Source organism: Arthrobacter sp. AD-310 (assembly GCF_054656615.1).
This window is the reverse complement of the sequence record NZ_BAAHNO010000009.1, coordinates 80,334-100,028: the sequence shown is the minus strand read 5'-3', so window position 1 is coordinate 100,028 and position 19,695 is coordinate 80,334. Positions and strand designations below refer to the sequence as shown.

Sequence of the window (19,695 nt, the reverse complement as noted above, 5' to 3'; positions counted from 1 at the left end):
TGTGCTACACCTTCCGGAGCAGCATGCGGCGGATGGTGTGGTCCGCCTCTTTGGTCAGCACCAGCTGCGCCCGTCCCCGGGTGGGCAGCACGTTCTCCTCCAGGTTCGGCTCGTTGATCCGCTTCCAGATATCCCGGGCGGTGGTCTCGGCCTCGTCGTCGGAGAGGCTGGCGTACCGGTGGAAGTAGGACTCGGGCTGGGCGAACGCGGTGCTCCGCAGCTTCCGGAACCGGTCCACGTACCACTCCTCGATGTAGGAGGTCTTGGCGTCCACATAAATGGAGAAGTCGAAGAAGTCGCTCAGCGCCAGGCCCTGCCGCCCGTCATGCCGCGGACGCGCCGGTGCCAGCACGTTCAGGCCCTCCACAATCAGGACGTCCGGGCGGCGCACCACCACTTCCTTGCCCGGCACAATGTCGTAGGTGACGTGCGAATACCAGGGCGCACGCACCTCCTCGGCGCCGCTCTTGATTTCGCTCACAAACCGGAGCAGCGCACGGCGGTCGTAGGACTCCGGAAAGCCCTTGCGGTCCAGCAGTTGGCGGCGCTTCAGCTCCGCCAGGGGATAGAGGAAACCGTCGGTGGTGATCAGCTCAACATTGGGCGTACCCGGCCAGCGGCGCAGCATTTCCCGGAGCACACGCGCAATGGTGGACTTGCCCACGGCCACGGACCCCGCCACACCGATCACAAACGGGGTGCGCTGGGTGTGTTCGCCCAGGAATGTTGTGGTGGCGGCGTGCAGCTGCCCGGCAGCCTCAACATAGAGGTGCAGCAGCCGGGACAGCGGCAGGTAGACCTCCCGGACCTCGTTCAAATCCAGGGGATCGCCCAGGCCACGGACACGGTCGATGTCCTCTTCATTCAGAGGCTGTTCCATCTCGTCGGCCAGCCGGGACCAGGTCTGCCGGTCAAGCTCCACGAACGGGGAAACACCCTCTCCGTTCGCCTCATTGCGTTGCAAAGTCACGTAGCGATTCTGCCCCTCGCCCGGCACATAGCGAAATGCAGGGCCCCTGAGCGCGCGGCGGCCTCCGCAACACAGGCGGCTCCCGGGGCCGGTCCCTGCACAGTTTAGAGGTAGCAGCCCGCAGCCGATAGTCTTAAGCCCATGTGTGGAATCGTGGGATATGTGGGCCGTCCTGTTGACGGCGTGATTGCCGGTCACAGCGCGTTGGATGTTGTCCTTGAAGGACTGCGCCGCCTGGAGTACCGGGGCTACGACTCCGCCGGTGTCGCTGTGGTGACCCAGGGGTCCATTGAGGCGCGGAAGAAGTCGGGCAAGCTGAGCAACCTGGTGGCCGAGCTGGAGGCCCGGCCGCTGCCGGAGACCGTTACCGGTATCGGGCACACCCGGTGGGCCACGCACGGCGGCCCCACGGACCGGAACGCGCACCCGCACCTGGCCGATGACGGCAAGCTTGCCGTGATCCACAACGGCATTATCGAAAACTTCGCCGAGCTGAAGGTGGAGCTGCTGGAGAAGGGCGTGACCTTCCTGTCCGAGACGGACACCGAGGTCGCCGCGGCCCTGCTGGCGGACATCTTCCGGAACAAGCTGGGCGGGGACACGTCCAACGGCGGCCTGACCAAGGCGATGGAGCTCGCCTGCCAGCGCCTCGAGGGAGCCTTCACGCTCCTTGCCGTGCACGCTGACCAGCCCGACGTCGTCGTTGCCGCCCGCCGCAACTCACCTTTGGTGGTGGGCCTGGGCGAGGGCGAAAACTTCCTCGGATCTGACGTGTCCGGGTTCATCGACTACACCCGCCGCGCTGTGGAGCTGGGCCAGGACCAGATCGTCACGATCACCGCGGACACGGTGGAGATCACCGATTTCTATGGCAACCCGGCCGCCGGCAAGGAATACCACGTGGACTGGGACCCTGCCTCGGCTGAAAAGGGCGGGTTCTCCTCGTTCATGGAGAAGGAAATCCATGACCAGCCCGACGCCGTGGCGCAGACCCTGCTCGGCCGTTCGGACATCAAGGGCAAGCTGACCCTGGACGAGCTGCGGATCGATCCGGAGCTTTTGAAGAAGGTCAACAAGATCATTGTCCTGGCCTGCGGCACCGCCGCGTACGCCGGCACGGTGGCCAAGTACGCGATCGAGAACTGGTGCCGGATCCCCACCGAGGTCGAACTCGCCCACGAATTCCGCTACCGGGATCCGATCCTGGACGAGAACACCCTGGTGGTGTCCATCTCCCAGTCCGGCGAGACCATGGACACCCTGATGGCCGTCCGGTACGCCCGGGAACAGGGCGCGAAGACCATCTCGATCTGCAACACCAACGGCTCCACCATCCCGCGTGAATCCGACGCCGTGCTGTACACGCACGCCGGCCCGGAGATCGCGGTGGCGTCCACCAAGGCGTTCCTGGCCCAGATCACGGCGGCGTACCTGCTCGGGCTGTACCTGGCACAGCTTCGCGGCAACATCTTCTCCGGCCAGATCAAGGACGTCCTCGCGGACCTGAACAAGATCCCGAAGAAGATCCAGACCATCCTGGACAACGCCGGACCCCTGCGCGAGCTCGCCCGGTCCATGGCGGATGAGAAGTCCGTGCTGTTCCTGGGCCGCCACGTGGGCTACCCGGTGGCGCTTGAGGGCGCTTTGAAGCTCAAGGAGATCGCGTACATCCACGCCGAGGGTTTCGCTGCCGGTGAGCTCAAGCACGGCCCGATCGCGCTGATCGACGAGGGCCAGCCGGTGTTCGTGGTGGTCCCGTCCCCGCGCGGCCGCGACTCGCTGCACGCCAAGGTGGTCTCCAACATCCAGGAAGTCCGCGCCCGCGGCGCCCGCACCCTGGTCATCGCCGAGGAAGGCGACGAAGCGGTCAAGGCCTACGCCGAGCACGTCTTCTACGTCCCCGAGACCCCGACGCTGTTGATGCCGCTGCTGACCACCGTCCCGCTGCAGATCTTCGCCGCCGAACTCGCCGCGGCCAAGGGCTACGACGTGGACCAGCCCCGCAACCTCGCCAAGAGCGTCACCGTCGAATAACCCTCCGCAGTTGGAACCCCGGGCCTACCAGCCCGGGGTTTCCCGTTTAACCTCCCTGCGGGCGCGCGGTGCCCTGAAGTGTCGGAGCGCCACCGTAGAGTAGTGCCATGATCGTTGGCATAGGCGTAGACGTTGTAGACATCGAGCGGTTCGGCCGCCAGCTTGAGCGCACCCCGGGCCTGAGGGACCGGTTGTTCGTCCCTGCGGAGCGTGAACTGAACACCCGGTCCCTCGCGGCGCGGTTCGCTGCCAAGGAAGCCGTGGCCAAGGTCCTGGGCGCGCCGGCCGGAATGAACTGGCAGGACTGCTGGATCGGCCTTGACCAGAACGGCCCCACCGTCCAGGTCAAGGGCACCGTCCTGGCAGTCGCCGAGAGCAAGGGCGTCAAGCGCTGGCACCTGTCCATCAGCCACGACGGCGGCATCGCCACCGCCACGGTCCTGGCCGAGGGCTGATCCCGGCCGCCCCGGGACTGACATGATCAGCGCCTACACAGGAACGCAGGTCCGCACTGCCGAGGAACCGCTCCTGGCTACCGGGTTCGGTGACGCCCTGATGCAGCGCGCAGCCCACGGCCTGGCCGGTGCAATTGTCACGGAGCTGAGGTCCCGCGGGCGGCGCCTCTACGGGTGCCGCGTGCTGGTCCTCACCGGCAAGGGCAACAACGGCGGTGACGGCCTGTATGCCGCCGCATTCCTCGCCGCCCGGGGGATGCGTACGACGGCGGTGCTCACCTCGGGGGCGGCGCACCCGCAGGCCCGGGCAGCCTTTGAACGTGCCGGCGGCCGGGTGGAGAACCTCACCGAAGCGGCACTCGGCGGGCTCGGCGCGGAAGCCGCGGGCGCCGACGTCGTAATTGACGCCGTGCTGGGAACAGGGGCAAAAGGCGGGCTGCGGGGAAGTGCCGCAGCGCTGGTCGAGGCCATTCTAAAGGCCGGCGGGCAGCCGCTGGTCGTCGCCTGTGACCTGCCCAGCGGCATTGACGCGGACACGGGCGAAGCCGCCGGGCCGGTGCTTCCCGCGGACCTGACCGTCACCTTCGGCGCTGCCAAAAGCGGCCTGCTCGCCGATCCCGGAGCCGACTACGCGGGCCGCGTCCAGGTGGTCCCCATCGGCATCGAGGACAACTTCCCGCCACCGGGACTGCGGCGCCTGGAGGAACGGGACATGGCCGCGCTCCTGCCGCTTCCTGCCCGCCGGGCGCACAAATACTCCCGCGGCGTGCTGGGCGTGGTGGCCGGCTCCCCGGAATACCCCGGTGCTGCCGTCCTGGCCTGCCGGGGCGCCCTTGCCGCAGGTGTGGGCATGGTCCGGTACCTGGGCCCGCCCGAGGTCGCAGACCTTGTCCGGCAGTCCTGCCCCGAGGTGGTCTGCAGCACCGGTCCGGTGGCGGAGAACCGGGTCCAGGCTTGGCTCGTGGGCTCGGGGATGGGGCCGGACAACCACGACCAGTTGGAACGGGCGCGGGACGCCATTGACTCCGGACTGCCCACCGTCGCCGACGCCGGTGCGCTGCCGGCACTTCCTGACCGGCTCGGCCCGCACGTTGTCCTGACCCCGCACGCCGGGGAACTGGCTACGCTCCTCCAACGGCTCGGGAGAGCGGAGGAGCGGAACGGCGTGGAAGCGGCAACCCTCGCCGCCGCCCGGAGCGCTGCCGCCCGGACCGGTGCCACGGTCCTGCTCAAAGGTGCCACCACCCTCGTGGCCGCTCCCTCCGGCGACGTCTACAGCCAGGCCGACGGGACGCCGTGGCTCGCAACCGCCGGCAGCGGGGACGTCCTGGCCGGCGTTATCGGCGCGCTGCTGGCCCAGGCGGGGGACGACGTCGGGCGCTTCCACTTCCTGCACTCCGGCCAAGACGGCCGCTGGGCTGCCATCGCCGCGCTGGGAGCGGCCTTGCACGGGAAGGCCGGGAGGTGGGCGTCGGGCCTCCGGGCCGGCGGCCCGATCACTGCTGGCGTAATTGCCGACGCAATACCAGAGGTCTGGGGTAAAGTCAGCATGCTTAGCAATCACGGGTGGCCGGAAACGTAATAGTCACAGCCACCCGCTACGGTAGGCATAGTTCGCACCGGCAGCGGGGAGCGGTATCAAACCGCTGCCGACCAACGATGAGGAGCATTATGGAAGTCTGGCCTGGATCGGCTTATCCCCTGGGCGCCACGTACAACGGAACCGGCACCAACTTTGCCCTGTTCAGCGAACGCGCCGAAAAAGTGGAACTGTGCCTCTTCGACGACGACGGCAAGGAAACCCGCATCACGCTGGACGAAGTGGACGGGTACGTGTGGCACTGCTACATCCCGCAGATCCAGCCGGGCCAGAAGTACGGCTACCGCGTCCATGGCCCCTACGATCCCGCGTCCGGCAACCGCTTCAACCCCAACAAGCTGCTGCTTGACCCCTACGCCAAAGCTGTCCACGGGCAGATCGACTGGGATCCCGCCCTGTTCACTTACAACCTGGGCGAAGAGGACACCGTCAACAACCACGATTCCGCCAAGCACATGATGAAGGGCGTGGTGATTAACCCGTTCTTCGACTGGGAGGGCGACCAGCAACTGCGGATCCCCTACCACCAGTCCGTCATCTACGAAGCACATGTCAAGGGACTCACGCAGCTGCACCCGGACATCCCGGAGGAACAGCGCGGCACGTACGCCGGTGTGGCGCACCCGGCCGTCATTTCGCACCTGCAGAAGCTCGGTGTCACCGCCATCGAGCTGATGCCCGTGCACCAGTTCGTCAACGACGGCACGCTCGAGGACAAGGGCCTGAACAACTACTGGGGCTACAACACCATCGGCTTCTTCGCGCCGCAGAACACCTACAGCTCCACTGGCGATTCCGGCCAGCAGGTCCAGGACTTCAAGGCGATGGTCCGCGCGCTGCACAAGGCCGGCATTGAAGTGATCCTGGACGTGGTCTACAACCACACCGCCGAAGGCAACCACCTGGGCCCCACGCTGTCCTTCAAGGGCATCGACAACGCCGCCTATTACCGGCTGGTGGACGGCGACGAAAAGTACTACATGGACTACACCGGCACCGGCAATTCGCTCAACGTCCGGCACCCGCACTCCCTGCAGCTCATCATGGACTCCCTGCGCTACTGGGTCACGGAGATGCACGTGGACGGCTTCCGCTTCGACCTCGCCTCCACCCTGGCCCGCGAGTTCTACGACGTGGACAAGCTGTCCACCTTCTTCGAACTGATCCAGCAGGACCCGGTCGTCTCGCAGGTCAAGCTCATCGCCGAACCGTGGGACGTTGGGCCCGGCGGCTACCAGGTGGGCAACTTCCCGCCGCAGTGGACGGAATGGAACGGGAAGTACCGTGATACTGTCCGCGACTTTTGGCGCGGTGAACCGGCCACGCTGGGCGAGTTCGCCTCCCGCATCACCGGCTCCGCCGACCTGTACGAGCACTCAGGCCGCCGCCCCGTGGCGTCCATCAACTTCGTCACCGCGCACGACGGCTTCACCCTGGCGGACCTGGTGTCCTACAACGAGAAGCACAACGAGGCCAACGGCGAGGGCAACAACGACGGCGAATCCCACAACCGGTCTTGGAACTGCGGCGTGGAGGGCCCCACGGACGATCCCGACGTGCTCGCCCTGCGGGCCCGCCAGCAGCGGAACTTCATCGCTTCACTGCTCCTGTCGCAGGGCGTGCCCATGATCCTGCACGGTGACGAGATGGGGCGCACGCAGCAGGGCAACAACAACGGCTACTGCCAGGATTCCGAACTGACCTGGATCAACTGGGACGCCATTGACCAGCCGCTGGTCGAGTTCACCGCCGCTGTCAACGCCCTCCGCGCCAAACACCCCACCTTCCGCCGCAGCCGGTTCTTCGACGGACGGCCGGTCCGGCGGGGCGAGGGCGAGCGGCTGCCGGACATCGTCTGGCTGGACCCCTCCGGCGAAACCATGCTGCCCGAAGCCTGGGACAACGGGTTCGGCCGCTCCGTTGGCGTGTTCCTCAACGGCGACGGGATCCAGGGCAAGGACAGCCGCGGCCGCAGGATCACCGACGTGAACTTCCTGCTGTACTTCAACGCCCACGACGACACCGTTAAGTTCACACTCCCGACCGACGAGTATGCCCCCGCCTGGGATGTCATCATCGACACCGCCGGGCAGAACGCCGACACCGAGCCCGTCAATGCCGGCGAGCCGCTGCCCGTGGAGGCAAAGTCCCTGGTGGTCCTGCGGGCCCACACCGTCGAAGAAGTGGAACCGGACCACTCCGTGGCCGCCTCCCTCGCCGCGCTGACCCAGGCGACCACCAGCGAGGCGGAGTCCATCAGCACCCCCGTGGTGGCCGAGCCCGGCAAGACCACGAAGATCGGGGCCCGGAAGGACCAAAAGAAGTGAGGGCTCCGGCATCCACCTACCGGCTGCAGATCCGCCGCGGGTTCACCCTTTTCGACGCTGCCGAACAGGTGCCGTACCTGAAGTCGCTGGGCGTGGACTGGGTGTACCTCTCACCCATCCTCACGGCGGAGCAGGGCTCGGACCACGGCTACGACGTGACCGACCCGTCCGCCGTTGACCCCGAGCGCGGCGGACCGGAAGGGCTCGTGGCGCTGTCCCGTGCCGCCCGCGACCACGGGATGGGCGTGCTGGTGGACATCGTCCCCAACCACGTGGGCGTGGCCACCCCGGTGCAGAACCCATGGTGGTGGTCGCTGCTGAAGGAAGGGCGCGGCTCGCCCTACGCCGAAGCGTTCGACGTCGACTGGGACCTGGGCGGCGGCAAAATCCGGCTGCCCATGCTGGGCTCCGATGACGACCTGGACAAGCTGGCCATCGAGGACGGTGAGCTGCGGTACTACGACCACCGCTTTCCCATCGCCGCCGGCACCTTCTCCGAGGGGGACTCTCCGCAGGAGGTCCACAGCCGGCAGCACTACCAGCTGATGGGCTGGCGCCGGGCCGACGCGGAGCTCAACTACCGGCGCTTCTTCGCCGTCACCACCCTCGCCGGGATCCGTGTCGAATTGCCGCAGGTCTTCGAGGAAGCCCACGCCGAGATCGGCCGCTGGTTCCGGGAAGGCCTGGTGGACGGGCTCCGCGTGGACCACCCGGACGGCCTGGCTGATCCCGCCGGCTACCTCCGCTGGCTCAAGGACCTGACCAACGGAGCCTATGTGCTGGTGGAGAAGATCCTGGAGCCGGGCGAGGTGCTGCCCGGGGATTTTGCCTGTGAGGGCACCACCGGCTACGACGCCCTGGCGGACGTGGACCGGGTGTTCGTGGACCCTGCCGGGCAGGCCACCCTGGACAAGCTGGACGCCTCCCTCCGCGGTACCTCCGGTCCCGCGGACTACGCGGACATGATCCGCGGCACCAAGCGCATGATCGCCGACGGTATCCTCCGATCCGAGGTCCTGCGCCTGGCGCGCCTGGTCCCCGAATCCCACGGGCTGGACCTCGAGGTCGCCGCCGACGCGCTCGCGGAGATCATCGCCTCCTTCCCCGTCTACCGGACCTACCTGCCCACCGGCGCCGAGGTCCTCAAGGAAGCCTGCGAATCCGCTGCCGAACACCGGCCGGACCTCGCCGTCGCCGTCGGGACCCTCCTGCCGCTGCTGCTCGACCCGGCAAACCCCATCGCCATCCGGTTCCAGCAGACCTCCGGCATGGTCATGGCCAAGGGCGTGGAGGACACCGCGTTCTACCGGTACACCCGGTTGGGCACGCTGACCGAGGTGGGTGCCGAACCCACCGAATTCGCTGTGTCCCCGGACGAGTTCCACCAGCGGATGCGGCGTCGTCAGCAGGACCTGCCGCTGTCCATGACCACCATGTCCACGCACGACACCAAGCGCAGCGAGGACGCGCGGGCCCGGATTTCCGTGATCGCCGAGCTTCCCCAGGAGTGGACTGACACATTGGGAGAACTGCGGGGGCTGGCACCCATACCGGACGGCCCCTACGAGAACCTGTTGTGGCAGGCCGTTGTGGGCGCCTGGCCCGCCAGCCGGGAACGGCTGCAGGGCTACGCTTCCAAGGCGGCCCGGGAAGCCGGCAACTCAACTACCTGGACGGAGCCTAACGAGGAGTTCGAGTCGGCCGTGGCGGCGGCGGTTGACGCGGCGTTCGACGACCCCCGCGTCACCAAGGTGGTGGAGGACTTCGTCGCACGCATCGACGCCTACGCCGCCTCCAACTCGCTGTCAGCCAAGCTGGTCCAGCTGACCATGCCCGGCGTCCCGGACGTCTACCAGGGGAGCGAGTTCTGGGAACGGTCGCTCACCGACCCCGACAACCGCCGGCCGGTGGACTTCAAGCTGCGGCAGCAGGAACTGGAGACGATCGACGCCGGCACCTTGCCTGAGTCGGGTACGGAGGCCAGCAAACTGCTGGTCACTTCCCGCGCCCTCCGCCTCCGCCGCGACAGGCCGGAACTGTTCCAGGGCTATAGCGCCGTGACGGCCGTCGACGCCGCATCAGCCCACCTGCTGGCGTTCAACCGCGGCGCAGGGGACGGTGCCCCGGGCGCCCTTACCCTTGCCACCCGGCTCCCCGCCGGACTGGAAGCAGCCGGCGGATGGCGGGACACCGCCGTCGAACTGCCCGCCCCCATGCGCGACGAGCTCACCGGCGCCAGCTACGGTCCGGGCGGCGTTTTGGTGGCGGACGTGCTGGGTACCTACCCGGTGGCCTTGCTGGTACCGGTGGATGGAGAAAACGCATGACCTTGGCCAATCGTGGTTCCGGGCGCTTTGATGTGTGGGCACCGGACGCCACGTCCGTGACCCTGCTGGCGGACGGACGGCAGTACCCCATGCAGCAGAAGCAGGCCCAACCAGGCGCGGAGGGGTGGTGGACGGCCCCGGACGCTCCGGCGGAGGGCGAGGTGGACTACGGCTACCTGCTCGACGGCGACCGCCACCCGCTGCCTGACCCGCGGTCCCGGCGCCTGCCGGACGGTGTCCACGAGCTGTCCCGGACGTTTGATACCGCTGCCCATGACTGGCAGGACTCAGGGTGGAAGGGCAAGGAACTCAAGGGCGCGGTCATCTACGAGCTCCATGTGGGCACCTTCACCCCGGAGGGCACGCTGGACGCAGCGGCGGAAAAGCTGGGGTACCTGGCCGGCCTGGGGGTCGACTTCGTCGAGCTGCTGCCCGTTAACGGGTTCAACGGTACCCACAACTGGGGTTACGACGGCGTCCAGTGGTACGCGGTCCACGAAGGCTACGGTGGGCCTGCCGCTTACCAGCGGTTCGTTGACGCCGCACACGCCGCCGGTTTGGGCGTCATCCAGGACGTTGTCTACAACCACCTGGGGCCCAGCGGCAACTACCTGCCCAGGTTCGGGCCGTACCTGAAACAGGGCGACGCCAACACATGGGGCGACTCCGTCAACCTGGACGGCCCCGGCTCGGACGTGGTCCGCGAGTACATCCTGGACAACGCGGCGCTCTGGCTGCGGGACTACCACGTGGACGGCCTGCGCCTCGACGCCGTACACGCGCTGCGGGACGAACGGGCTGTGCACATCCTCGAGGAGCTCGGTGCCCTGGGTGACGCGGTTTCTGCCGAGACCGGGCTGCCCAGGACGCTCATCGCGGAGTCGGACCTGAACAACCCGCGTCTGCTGTATCCGCGGGACGCCAACGGCTACGGGCTGGCAGGGCAGTGGAGCGATGACTTCCACCACGCCGTCCATGTCAATGTCAGCGGTGAGACCACCGGGTACTATGAGGACTTCCAGACCCTGGCCGTCCTGGCGAAGGTCCTCAGGGACGGGTTCCTGCACGACGGCAGCTATTCCAGCTTCCGCGGCCGCCACCACGGCCGGCCCATCAACACCTCGCTGGTCCACCCGGCCGCGCTGGTGGTGTGCAACCAGAACCACGACCAGATCGGCAACCGTGCCACAGGCGACAGGCTCTCCCAGTCGCTGTCCCACGGGCAGCTGGCCGTCGCTGCGGTCCTGACCCTCACCTCGCCGTTCACGCCGATGCTGTTCATGGGGGAGGAGTTCGCCGCCAGCACGCCATGGCAGTTCTTCACCTCCCACCCCGAACCCGAGCTCGGCAAGGCCACCGCGGAAGGGCGCATCAAGGAGTTCGAACGCATGGGGTGGGATCCCGCCGTCGTGCCCGACCCCCAGGACCCGGAAACCTTCCGCAGGTCCAGGCTTAACTGGGACGAGGCGTCCACCGGAGACCACGCCCGGCTCCTGGAGCTGTACCGGTCTCTGACGGCCCTGCGCCGCGAGCATCCCGAACTGGCCGGTCTTGGGTTTAGGGAGACAGAGGTAAGGTTCGACGACGACGAGCGCTGGCTGCGGTTCCGGCGGGGGAGCGTTGAGGTACTCCTGAATTTCTCCGGCGCGAAAGTCCGGCTGGATGCTGTGCCCGGTTCCGTCCTGCTTTCCACGGATGAGGGGACCGGCCTGGAAGGCGAAACCCTCGCCCTGGCTCCCTGGAGCGCGGCCATCGTCAAGTCCTGAGAATGCACCATCCACGTTACGCCGCGGGCTGCAACTGTCAGCCCGCGGCGTAATTTTTCCTACGTTGTAATGTAGCGCCCGTCACAGCTGGCAGGATGGAACCCATGACCTATTCAGCAGCGGAGGACCGCTACGATTCCATGCCCTACCGCCGCGTCGGCCGCAGCGGACTGAAGCTTCCGGCCATCTCGCTGGGCCTGTGGCACAACTTCGGCGACGATAAGCGCTTCGACGAGCAGCGCGACATCCTCCGCCGCGCCTTCGATCTCGGCGTTAACCACTTCGACCTTGCCAACAACTACGGCCCGCCCGCCGGATCGGCCGAAACCAACTTTGGCAGACACCTGCGTGACGACTTCAAGCCGTACCGCGACGAGCTCGTCATCTCCACCAAGGCCGGGTACTACATGTGGCCTGGCCCGTTCGGCGAGTGGGGTTCCCGCAAGTACCTGATTTCCAGCCTGGACCAGTCGCTGCAGCGGATGGGCCTGGACTACGTGGATATCTTCTACAGCCACCGGCCGGATCCCGAAACGCCCCTGGAAGAAACCATGGGCGCCCTGGACTATGCCGTGCGCTCCGGCAAGGCCCTTTACGCCGGCATCTCCTCCTACACGCCGGAGCAGACCCTCGAGGCCGCAAGGATCCTCAAGGACCTCGGGACGCCGCTGCTGATCCACCAGCCCAGCTACTCCATGCTCAACCGCTGGACGGAAGACGGATCACCCAACCTCTACGAGGCCCTGGACCAGGTGGGTGCGGGCTCCATCGCCTTCTCACCGCTGGCGCAGGGCATGCTCACCAACCGCTACCTCAACGGCATTCCCGACGATTCCCGGGCCGCGCAGCACAAATCGCTGGACCAGGGCCTGATCACTGATGAGAAGCTGGACCGCATCCGCGGGCTGCACGCGATCGCGGAAGGCCGCGGGCAGTCGCTGGCACAGATGGCCATCGCGTGGGTCCTCCGTGACCAGCCCAAGGGGCCGCCGGTCACTTCCGCACTGATCGGCGCATCCAGCGTCCGGCAGCTGGAGGACTCCCTTGCCGCAATCAACAACCTGGATTTCACCCCCGATGAACTGACCGCCATCGACGAGTTCGCGGTGGAATCGGACATTAACCTGTGGAAACAGCCCGTCTGAGAATTCCCCTGATTACGGAGCGGGGCCGGCGGAACAATACCCGGCCCCGCTCTGTTGGGTACTATGAAGAGGCGCCGCGCGGCGCCGTGCCAGCCAGCCGCCACCGCACTCCCTGCCGCACCACCGGCCGGCTGATGTTTGTCCTCAAAGGAGTTCCGTGTCTTCACATCCGATCCGTGTTGCCATCGTCGGCGTAGGCAACTGCGCCGCATCGCTGGTCCAGGGCGTCCACTACTACAAGGACGCCGACCCCCAGGCCACCATTCCGGGCCTCATGCATGTTGAGTTCGGCCCGTACCACGTACGCGACGTCGAGTTCGTCGCCGCGTTCGATGTCGACGGCAAGAAGGTCGGCCACGACCTCGCCGACGCCATCACGGCCAGCGAAAACAACACCATCAAGATCGCCGACGTCCCGCCCACCGGGGTCACCGTCCAGCGCGGGCACACCCTCGACGGCCTCGGCCGCTACTACCTCGAGACCATCGAGCAGTCCACGGAAGAGCCTGTTGACGTAGTCCAGGCGCTCAAGGACGCCAAGGTCGACGTCATGGTCTGCTACCTGCCCGTCGGTTCCCAGGAAGCCGCAGAGTTCTACGCCCAGGCTGCCATCGACGCCGGCGTCGCCTTCGTCAACGCCCTGCCGGTCTTCATCGCCGGCACCAAGGAGTGGGCTGACAAGTTCACCGCTGCCGGTGTCCCGATCGTGGGCGACGACATCAAGAGCCAGATCGGCGCCACCATCACGCACCGCGTCATGGCCAAGCTGTTCGAAGACCGCGGTGTCACCCTGGACCGCACGTACCAGCTGAACGTCGGCGGCAACATGGACTTCAAGAACATGCTGGAGCGCGACCGCCTGGAGTCCAAGAAGATCTCCAAGACCCAGGCCGTGACCTCCAACGTTGAAGCCGAACTGGCTGCCAAGGACGTCCACATCGGCCCGTCCGACTACGTCCAGTGGCTCGACGACCGCAAGTGGGCCTTCGTCCGCCTCGAGGGCCGCAACTTCGGCGACGCCCCCGTCTCGCTGGAATACAAGCTGGAAGTCTGGGACTCCCCGAACTCCGCCGGCGTCATCATCGACGCCATCCGCGCCGCCAAGATCGGCCTGGACCGCGGCATCGGTGGCCCCCTGCTCTCCGCATCGAGCTACTTCATGAAGTCCCCGCCGGAGCAGTTCAACGACGACCTCGCCCGCGAAAAGGTCGAGGCCTTCATCCGCGGCGACCTCGAGCGCTAACCCCTCCTGCCGGTTGCCCTATCACTTCTGGTCCCTAAACGTCCGGTTTAGCGACCAGAAGTGATAGGGCAACACGCGTTTAACCTCGTTGCGCTATCACTTTTGGTCCCTAAAACTCCGGGTTAGCAACCAAAAGTGATAGAGCAAGTGGGGGATTAGGGTCTCCGGAGGGCAGCTGCGACCTGCCGGACCGCGCGCCGGAAGTCCTGGGCGAGGTCGTCCGCGTTGAATTTGAAGTAGCGCCAGCCTGCCGCGTGGAAGTAGGCGTCCCGCCGATTGTCTCTGGTCTGCTGTTCCCTCGTCAGGTGATGGCCGCCGTCGTACTGGATGGCGATCCGCTGCCGGCGGTAGCCCAGATCGGCCGCAGGAGAGAACGGATTTCCCGGGCTAACCTGAACCTGCAGCTCCGGCTCGGGGAGCCCCGCTGCGGTGAGGGCCAGTCGCAGAAACGTTTCGGGTGCGGAGTCTGCGCCCGGGCGGATAAGGTCGACGGCGGCGCGCGCCTTCACAATGCCCTGCATCTTGGGATGCCTGGCCACCATCTGTTTAAGCCCGGAAACAGTTGACCAAGGTTGCGCCCGCACCTCCAAGCCGGGTCTGGGCTGCCGGACCAACTGGTCGCCAACCGCCACCAGATCTTCCAGGGGAACTAGCCGGGCAAGGTCCAGCCACGTCCGGGCAGGAGTGGACATCCGGATGCCCTCATGAATCATGATCTCTTCGTCGAACGCGAGAACGGTATGACCCACCACGCCGTCGCGCCTGACCGGCGGCAGAGACTTTGGTTTGCTCAGGTGCAGCTCCCTGCAGTCCTGGAACCAGGACGGGAGCCACAGACCCAAAAGTACTGCCGCCGTCAGATGCGAAACCCATGCCCCGGGCGTCGCCGCGGACAACGCGCGGGCCAATCCTGGGAGTTCGTATTCCCAACCCGACGGCAGGTACAAGAGCCGACCCGCGGAGGCCAGATCGGATGACCGGAGGCGTCCGCTGCTGAGGCCCGCCGCTTTCGCCTCTTGGACTGTAAACGGAACAGATGCCAGGTGGGCCGGCAGCGGTTCGACTGATCGCATGGGCAACATTCTTACCGGCCCCGGAAGACGCTGCTGAAGTTATCCACACCCCTCGTTGCTCTATCACTTTTGGTCCCTAAAACCAGGGTTTAGGGACCAAAAGTGATAGAGCAACGAGGGTTAGGCGAGGCCGATGGGGTTGCCGGCGTCGTCCACGTCCATGCGCAGTGCAGCGGGGACGGCGGGCAGCCCGGGCATGGTCATTACCGCCCCGGTCAGCGCCACGATGAACCCCGCACCCGTCTTGGGGAGCAGGTCCCGGACATGGATGGTGAACCCCTTCGGAGCGCCCAGGCGGGTCGCATCGTCGGTGAACGAGTACTGTGTCTTGGCCATGCACACCGGCAGCCTGCCCCACCCGTTCCGTTCTATCTCGGCAAGGCGGTTCAGGGCCGGGACGGAGAACTCCACCCCGTCGGCCCCGTAGATCTCCTGCGCGATGGTCCTGATCTTGTCCTCAACAGGGAGCCCCAGGGCGTAGAGGTGCCGGAAACTGTCAGGCCGGGCCACCGCATCCGCCACCAAGGCGGCAAGCTCGTCGCCGCCGTCCCCGCCCCCGCCGCGTCCCCAGACGTCTGCAACGGCGGCCGGAACGCCTTCGGACGCGCACCATGCGAGGAGCCAGTCGAGTTCCTCGCCGGAATCGGTATCGAACCGGTTTATAGCCACCACCGGGACAACGCCAAACTTCTCGACGTTCCTGATGTGCCGGCGCAGGTTCTCCACCCCGCATTCGAGTGCGGCCACGTCCGGCCGTGCCAGCTGGTCTTTGGCCACACCGCCGTGCATCTTCAGCGCACGCACGGTGGCCACCACCACGACGGCGGAGGGCACCAGGCCGCCGACGCGCGCCTTGATGTCCATGAACTTCTCCGCCCCCAGGTCCGCCCCGAACCCGGCCTCGGTCACAACGATGTCCGCCAGCCGCCGGGCGGTCTGGGTGGCGATCAGCGAGTTGCAGCCGTGGGCGATGTTGGCGAACGGCCCGCCGTGGACCAGCGCCGGGGTGCCCGCGATGGTCTGCACCAGGTTCGGCTTGATGGCTTCCTTGAGCAGCAAGGCCAGTGCCCCCTGCACACCCAGGTCGGCCACGGTCACCGGCACCCGGTCATAGGTGTAGCCGAACGTGATCCGGCCCAGGCGCCCGCGAAGGTCCGCGAGGTCCGTCGCCAGGCAGAAGACGGCCATAATTTCGGAGGCCACGGTGATGTCGAACCCGTCCTGCCGCGGAACCCCCTGCCGGGGCCCACCGAGTCCGATCACGACCTCGCGGAGGGCGCGGTCGTTCATGTCCAGGACGCGCTTGAACGTGATGCGCCGCGGATCGATGTTGAGCTTGTTGCCCTGGTAGATGTGGTTGTCCACCAGGGCCATCAGGGCGTTGTTCGCGGACGTGATGGCGTGGAAGTCCCCGGTGAAGTGCAGGTTGATCTCGTCCATCGGCAGGACCTGGGACATTCCGCCGCCGGTGGCCCCGCCCTTCATGCCCAGCACGGGCCCGAGCGAGGGCTCGCGGAGGGCAATCATCACCTTGTGCCCTGCCCTGGCCAGTGAGTCCGCCAATCCAACGGTTGTGGTGGATTTCCCTTCGCCCGCGGGCGTGGGGGACATGGCGGAAACCAGCACCACCTTTCCACCAGGAGGCGGGGCGTCCAGCCGGGTCGGGTCGATCTTCGCCTTGTACCGGCCATACTGCTCAATGGCGTCGCCGTTGATACCGGCAGCAGCAGCGATCTCACCGATGGGCCTTATCCGGGCCGCGCGTGCAATCTCAAGGTCGGAGGGAAGAGCAGACATCCTTGTCCTTTCCGGTGCGGCCTTTGTCCGCGCCGTGTCCGTCGCAGGCTTGGTACCTGGCCAGTCACAGCTACCGTACCCCGGCTGCGGTACCCGCAGGCCCGCCGCCGCAAGAAAGAACGCCGCCGCGAGAAAGAGCGCCGCCGCAAGAAAGACTCAGGATGCGGGAACGGCCGGCACCAGCCGCGGCACCACATGGTTGTCGACGGCGGCGTGGTAGCTTTCGAGCGTGATGGCAGCTGTGCGGGCCCAGCCGGAGTTCTGGGCGCGGATGGCGGCGGCGCGCCCCATGTCCTCGCGGGTGACGGGGTCGTCGTAGAGGGCTTCAAATGCGTCGGCCCAGTCCGCGGCGTGGTGGCCATCCACCAGCAGCCCGGTCCGGCCGTGGAAGATCGCCCGCGAAAGGCCGCCCACCCGGGTGGCCACCACCGGCGTCCCGCAGGCCTGCGCCTCCAGGGCCACCAGGCCGAAGGACTCGCTGAAGGACGGCATCACTACGACGTCGGCCGCCCGGAACCAGTCCGCCAGTTCCGGTGCCTTGACCGGCGGAAGCTGCGTGACGACGTCGTCCATTCCCGCCTCGGCGACCAGCCGCCGCAGGTTGAACTCCTTGTTCCCGCTCAACGACCCCAGAATCGTGAGCCGCAGGTCGATGTCGGGGCGGCGGCTCCGGAGCAGCGCGGCGGCCTTGACCAGGACATGGGGGCCCTTCAGCCGCTGGATGCGGCCGGCGAACAGCAGGTGGAACGTGCCCGGGCCAATGCCGCGCCCGGAGCGGGACCGGGCCCGGAACGCGGGCGTGAAGGTACTAAGGTCAACCCCCGGCGGGGCGATATCAATGCGGTCATAAGTGGCCCCGTAATGCGACACGAGTTCGGCGGCCTCGGAACTGGTGTTCGCGATCAGCCGGGCGGCACCGTCCACGATCCGGTGCTCACCCAGCTCACGCCGCCGAGGCTCGGGCTGTTCGCCGGATTCCAGCAGCAGGTTCTTGACCTTGGCCATGGTGTGCATGGTGTGGACCAGCGGTACGTCCCAGAGCTCCGACAGCTCCAGGCCCGCGATTCCGGATACCCAGTAGTGCGAATGGATGACGTCGTACCGGCCGTGCGGCTGGCGGCGGCGGATCTCCTCGATCTCCGCCACCATGTTGTGCAGCAGTTCGGGCAGTTCCTCTTTAGGAATTTTCTTCGGAGGACCGGCGAGGACGTTGTGCACGCATACGCCGGGGTCGGGATGTTCGACGGCGGGCTGGTGGGCGGAGGTGGCGCGGGTGAAGATTTCCACTTCCACGCCCGCTTCGGCCAGGGCGGAGGCCAGTTCCCGGATGTAGACGTTCATGCCGCCCGCGTCACCGGACCCGGGCTGCTCCATGGGGGAGGTGTGGAGGGAGAGTAAAGCGACCCTGCGGATCAATGCCACGGGACCTCCTTCCGGCCACCGGCGCGTCTCATCTGCACCGGATCAGTGCGTGTCCGATAAAACACTACTCCTTCCCCTGGGGCCGCCTGCGTGTGTTAACTCCCGCCGGCCTGCCACAGCTGCCGCAGGGCCGGAAAGGCGCGTTCATACCCGGACAGCAGCTGCGCGGCAAGGTCATCCGAATCCACCAGCGGATGCCGTGCGAACGCGGCAACGGCGGCGTCCCGGTCGCCGTGCGTCGCGGCGCGGACGGTGAGGCGCTCAACGTCCTTGACCCGCCGGAGCAGGCCCAGTTGCGGTTCCGGCGGCGCCTTTTGGGGCAGCGGCAGCGCGCCGTCGCGGGTCACGGTGCAGGGTAGTTCGACGACGGCGTCCGCGGGCAGCCCGGGAATGGCCGGCGTGGGTGGGGGTGCTTGAGCCCCGGGATTGTTTTCGACAGCAGGCTCGCTTCCGGCGGCAGGGGAGTCCGGGAAGGTGTTGCGGGTGTTCAGGATAAGCTGCGTGTCCCCTGCACCTGAGAGGGCTTTCATCGCGGCCAGTGCCACGCGCTCATAACCTCCGCCGGCGAGGTCGTCCTCATCCCGTTGCTCACCCCCGGTGCGGGCTTCGGCCAGGTAGCCCTCCTCCCGGGACCGCCGGGCCTCCTCCCACAGCCGGAACGCCTCCCCGCCTGCAGCCGCCAGCCGCGGGTACAGTTCGGCCTGCTGGTCATGGATGGTTTCCCCGCGTGTCCTGGCCATGGACCGCATCGCCAGCCGGGCGTCGTCGAGCCGGTAATAGTAGTAGAGGTATTCGTTGGGCAGCGCGCCCAATGAAGCCAGGAAGGGCTGCGGAAACAGCCGCCCCTCCTCAAAGGTCTTCAGGGCAGCCGGGTCGGCGAGCAGGTCAGGCAGCACGTTCCGGCCGCCGGACTCCAGCTTGTACAGCCAGCCCAGGTGGTTCAGCCCGTAGTAGCCCGCGCCGTCGAGCCGTCCCTCGGGCAGGGGGACCCCGGCGGCGCGCGCGGCCCGCTGTACCAGGGCGCCGGCGGAATCGCAGATCCCGATGACCCGGCGGCCGAGCACAGGCACCAGCGCCTCGGTGACCATGCCCGCCGGGTTGGTGAAGTTGATCAGCCAGGCCTCCGGACAGTGCTCCCGCATCAGGCGGGCCAGGTGCAGCATGTGCGGGATGGTCCGCAGCGCGTAGGAGATGCCGCCGGCACCCGTGGTCTCCTGGCCCAGCAGTCCCAGGTCCTGGGCCACCTTTTCATCGGCCATCCGCCCGGCTGTGCCGCCCGGCCGGATGGCGGCGAACACCATTGAGGTCCCGGCCAGGGCTTCCGGAAGATTAGTGGTGGACTGAACCGGCAGGCGGACGCCCGGCCCCGAGGGCATGCTGCGGAGCACGGCGGTGACGGCGTCGAGCCGGGAGGCGTCGACGTCGTACAGAACCAGCTCGGTGACCAGCCCGGAAAAGCGGCCCGACACCAGTGCCCGGTAGATCAGCGGCACCCTGAAACCTCCGCCGCCGGCAATCAAAAGCCGCATACGCAGC

13 protein-coding genes are annotated in these 19,695 nt (G+C 67.1%); 8 read left to right on the top strand and 5 right to left on the bottom strand.

Annotated elements, in window-relative coordinates; all coding sequences use genetic code 11:
- Window positions 1-4 precede the first annotated feature (4 nt).
- Window positions 5-970, bottom strand: coding sequence for a type I pantothenate kinase (gene coaA, locus ACYQ1Z_RS06180; protein ID WP_459791623.1), 966 nt, complete (start codon window positions 968-970; stop codon window positions 5-7).
- A gap of 141 nt (window positions 971-1,111) precedes the next feature.
- Here coaA and glmS point away from each other — a divergent pair, with 141 nt between their 5' ends.
- The 8 genes from glmS to ACYQ1Z_RS06140 all read left to right on the top strand — a co-directional run bounded on the left by glmS (window position 1,112) and on the right by ACYQ1Z_RS06140 (window position 13,867).
- Window positions 1,112-3,004 carry a glutamine--fructose-6-phosphate transaminase (isomerizing) gene (gene glmS, locus ACYQ1Z_RS06175; RefSeq protein ID WP_459791622.1) on the top strand — a complete coding sequence of 631 codons (1,893 nt, stop codon included), beginning with the start codon at window positions 1,112-1,114 and terminating at the stop codon, window positions 3,002-3,004.
- A 107-nt stretch (window positions 3,005-3,111) separates the two neighbouring features.
- On the top strand, window positions 3,112-3,459 hold the full coding sequence (locus ACYQ1Z_RS06170; RefSeq protein WP_138136235.1) for a holo-ACP synthase: 348 nt from the start codon (window positions 3,112-3,114) through the stop codon (window positions 3,457-3,459).
- A 22-nt stretch (window positions 3,460-3,481) separates the two neighbouring features.
- On the top strand, window positions 3,482-5,041 hold the full coding sequence (locus tag ACYQ1Z_RS06165; protein WP_459791621.1) for an NAD(P)H-hydrate dehydratase: 1,560 nt from the start codon (window positions 3,482-3,484) through the stop codon (window positions 5,039-5,041).
- A gap of 89 nt (window positions 5,042-5,130) precedes the next feature.
- Window positions 5,131-7,386 (top strand): glycogen debranching protein GlgX, encoded by a 2,256-nt coding sequence (glgX, locus tag ACYQ1Z_RS06160; protein ID WP_459791620.1) that lies wholly within the window; start codon window positions 5,131-5,133, stop codon window positions 7,384-7,386.
- Window positions 7,383-9,713, top strand: coding sequence for a malto-oligosyltrehalose synthase (gene treY / locus ACYQ1Z_RS06155; protein WP_459791619.1), 2,331 nt, complete (start codon window positions 7,383-7,385; stop codon window positions 9,711-9,713). Before glgX ends, treY begins: the two co-directional genes overlap by 4 nt.
- Entirely contained in the window at window positions 9,710-11,479 is a 1,770-nt protein-coding gene (gene treZ, locus ACYQ1Z_RS06150) for a malto-oligosyltrehalose trehalohydrolase (RefSeq protein WP_459791618.1), read from the top strand. Before treY ends, treZ begins: the two co-directional genes overlap by 4 nt.
- Window positions 11,480-11,583: 104 nt before the next feature.
- Entirely contained in the window at window positions 11,584-12,624 is a 1,041-nt protein-coding gene (gene mgrA / locus ACYQ1Z_RS06145) for an L-glyceraldehyde 3-phosphate reductase (RefSeq protein ID WP_459791617.1), read from the top strand.
- 157 nt (window positions 12,625-12,781) lie between these two features.
- Entirely contained in the window at window positions 12,782-13,867 is a 1,086-nt protein-coding gene (locus ACYQ1Z_RS06140) for an inositol-3-phosphate synthase (RefSeq protein ID WP_459791616.1), read from the top strand.
- A 155-nt stretch (window positions 13,868-14,022) separates the two neighbouring features.
- On the opposite strand, the gene ACYQ1Z_RS06135 is transcribed toward ACYQ1Z_RS06140, so the two are convergent.
- The 4 genes from ACYQ1Z_RS06135 to ACYQ1Z_RS06120 all read right to left on the bottom strand — a co-directional run bounded on the left by ACYQ1Z_RS06135 (window position 14,023) and on the right by ACYQ1Z_RS06120 (window position 19,688).
- Complete coding sequence (locus ACYQ1Z_RS06135; RefSeq protein ID WP_459791615.1) at window positions 14,023-14,940, bottom strand: DUF559 domain-containing protein; 918 nt, start codon at window positions 14,938-14,940, stop codon at window positions 14,023-14,025.
- Between the two features lie 120 nt (window positions 14,941-15,060).
- Window positions 15,061-16,737: a formate--tetrahydrofolate ligase gene (locus ACYQ1Z_RS06130; RefSeq protein WP_459791614.1), complete on the bottom strand. Its 1,677-nt coding sequence runs from the start codon at window positions 16,735-16,737 to the stop codon at window positions 15,061-15,063.
- A 156-nt stretch (window positions 16,738-16,893) separates the two neighbouring features.
- A complete protein-coding gene (mshA, locus tag ACYQ1Z_RS06125) occupies window positions 16,894-18,159 on the bottom strand; it encodes a D-inositol-3-phosphate glycosyltransferase (protein ID WP_459791613.1) in 1,266 nt (421 codons plus the stop codon).
- Window positions 18,160-18,254: 95 nt separating this feature from the next.
- Window positions 18,255-19,688 carry a family 4 glycosyl hydrolase gene (locus ACYQ1Z_RS06120; RefSeq protein WP_459791612.1) on the bottom strand — a complete coding sequence of 478 codons (1,434 nt, stop codon included), beginning with the start codon at window positions 19,686-19,688 and terminating at the stop codon, window positions 18,255-18,257.
- Window positions 19,689-19,695: the final 7 nt, after the last annotated feature.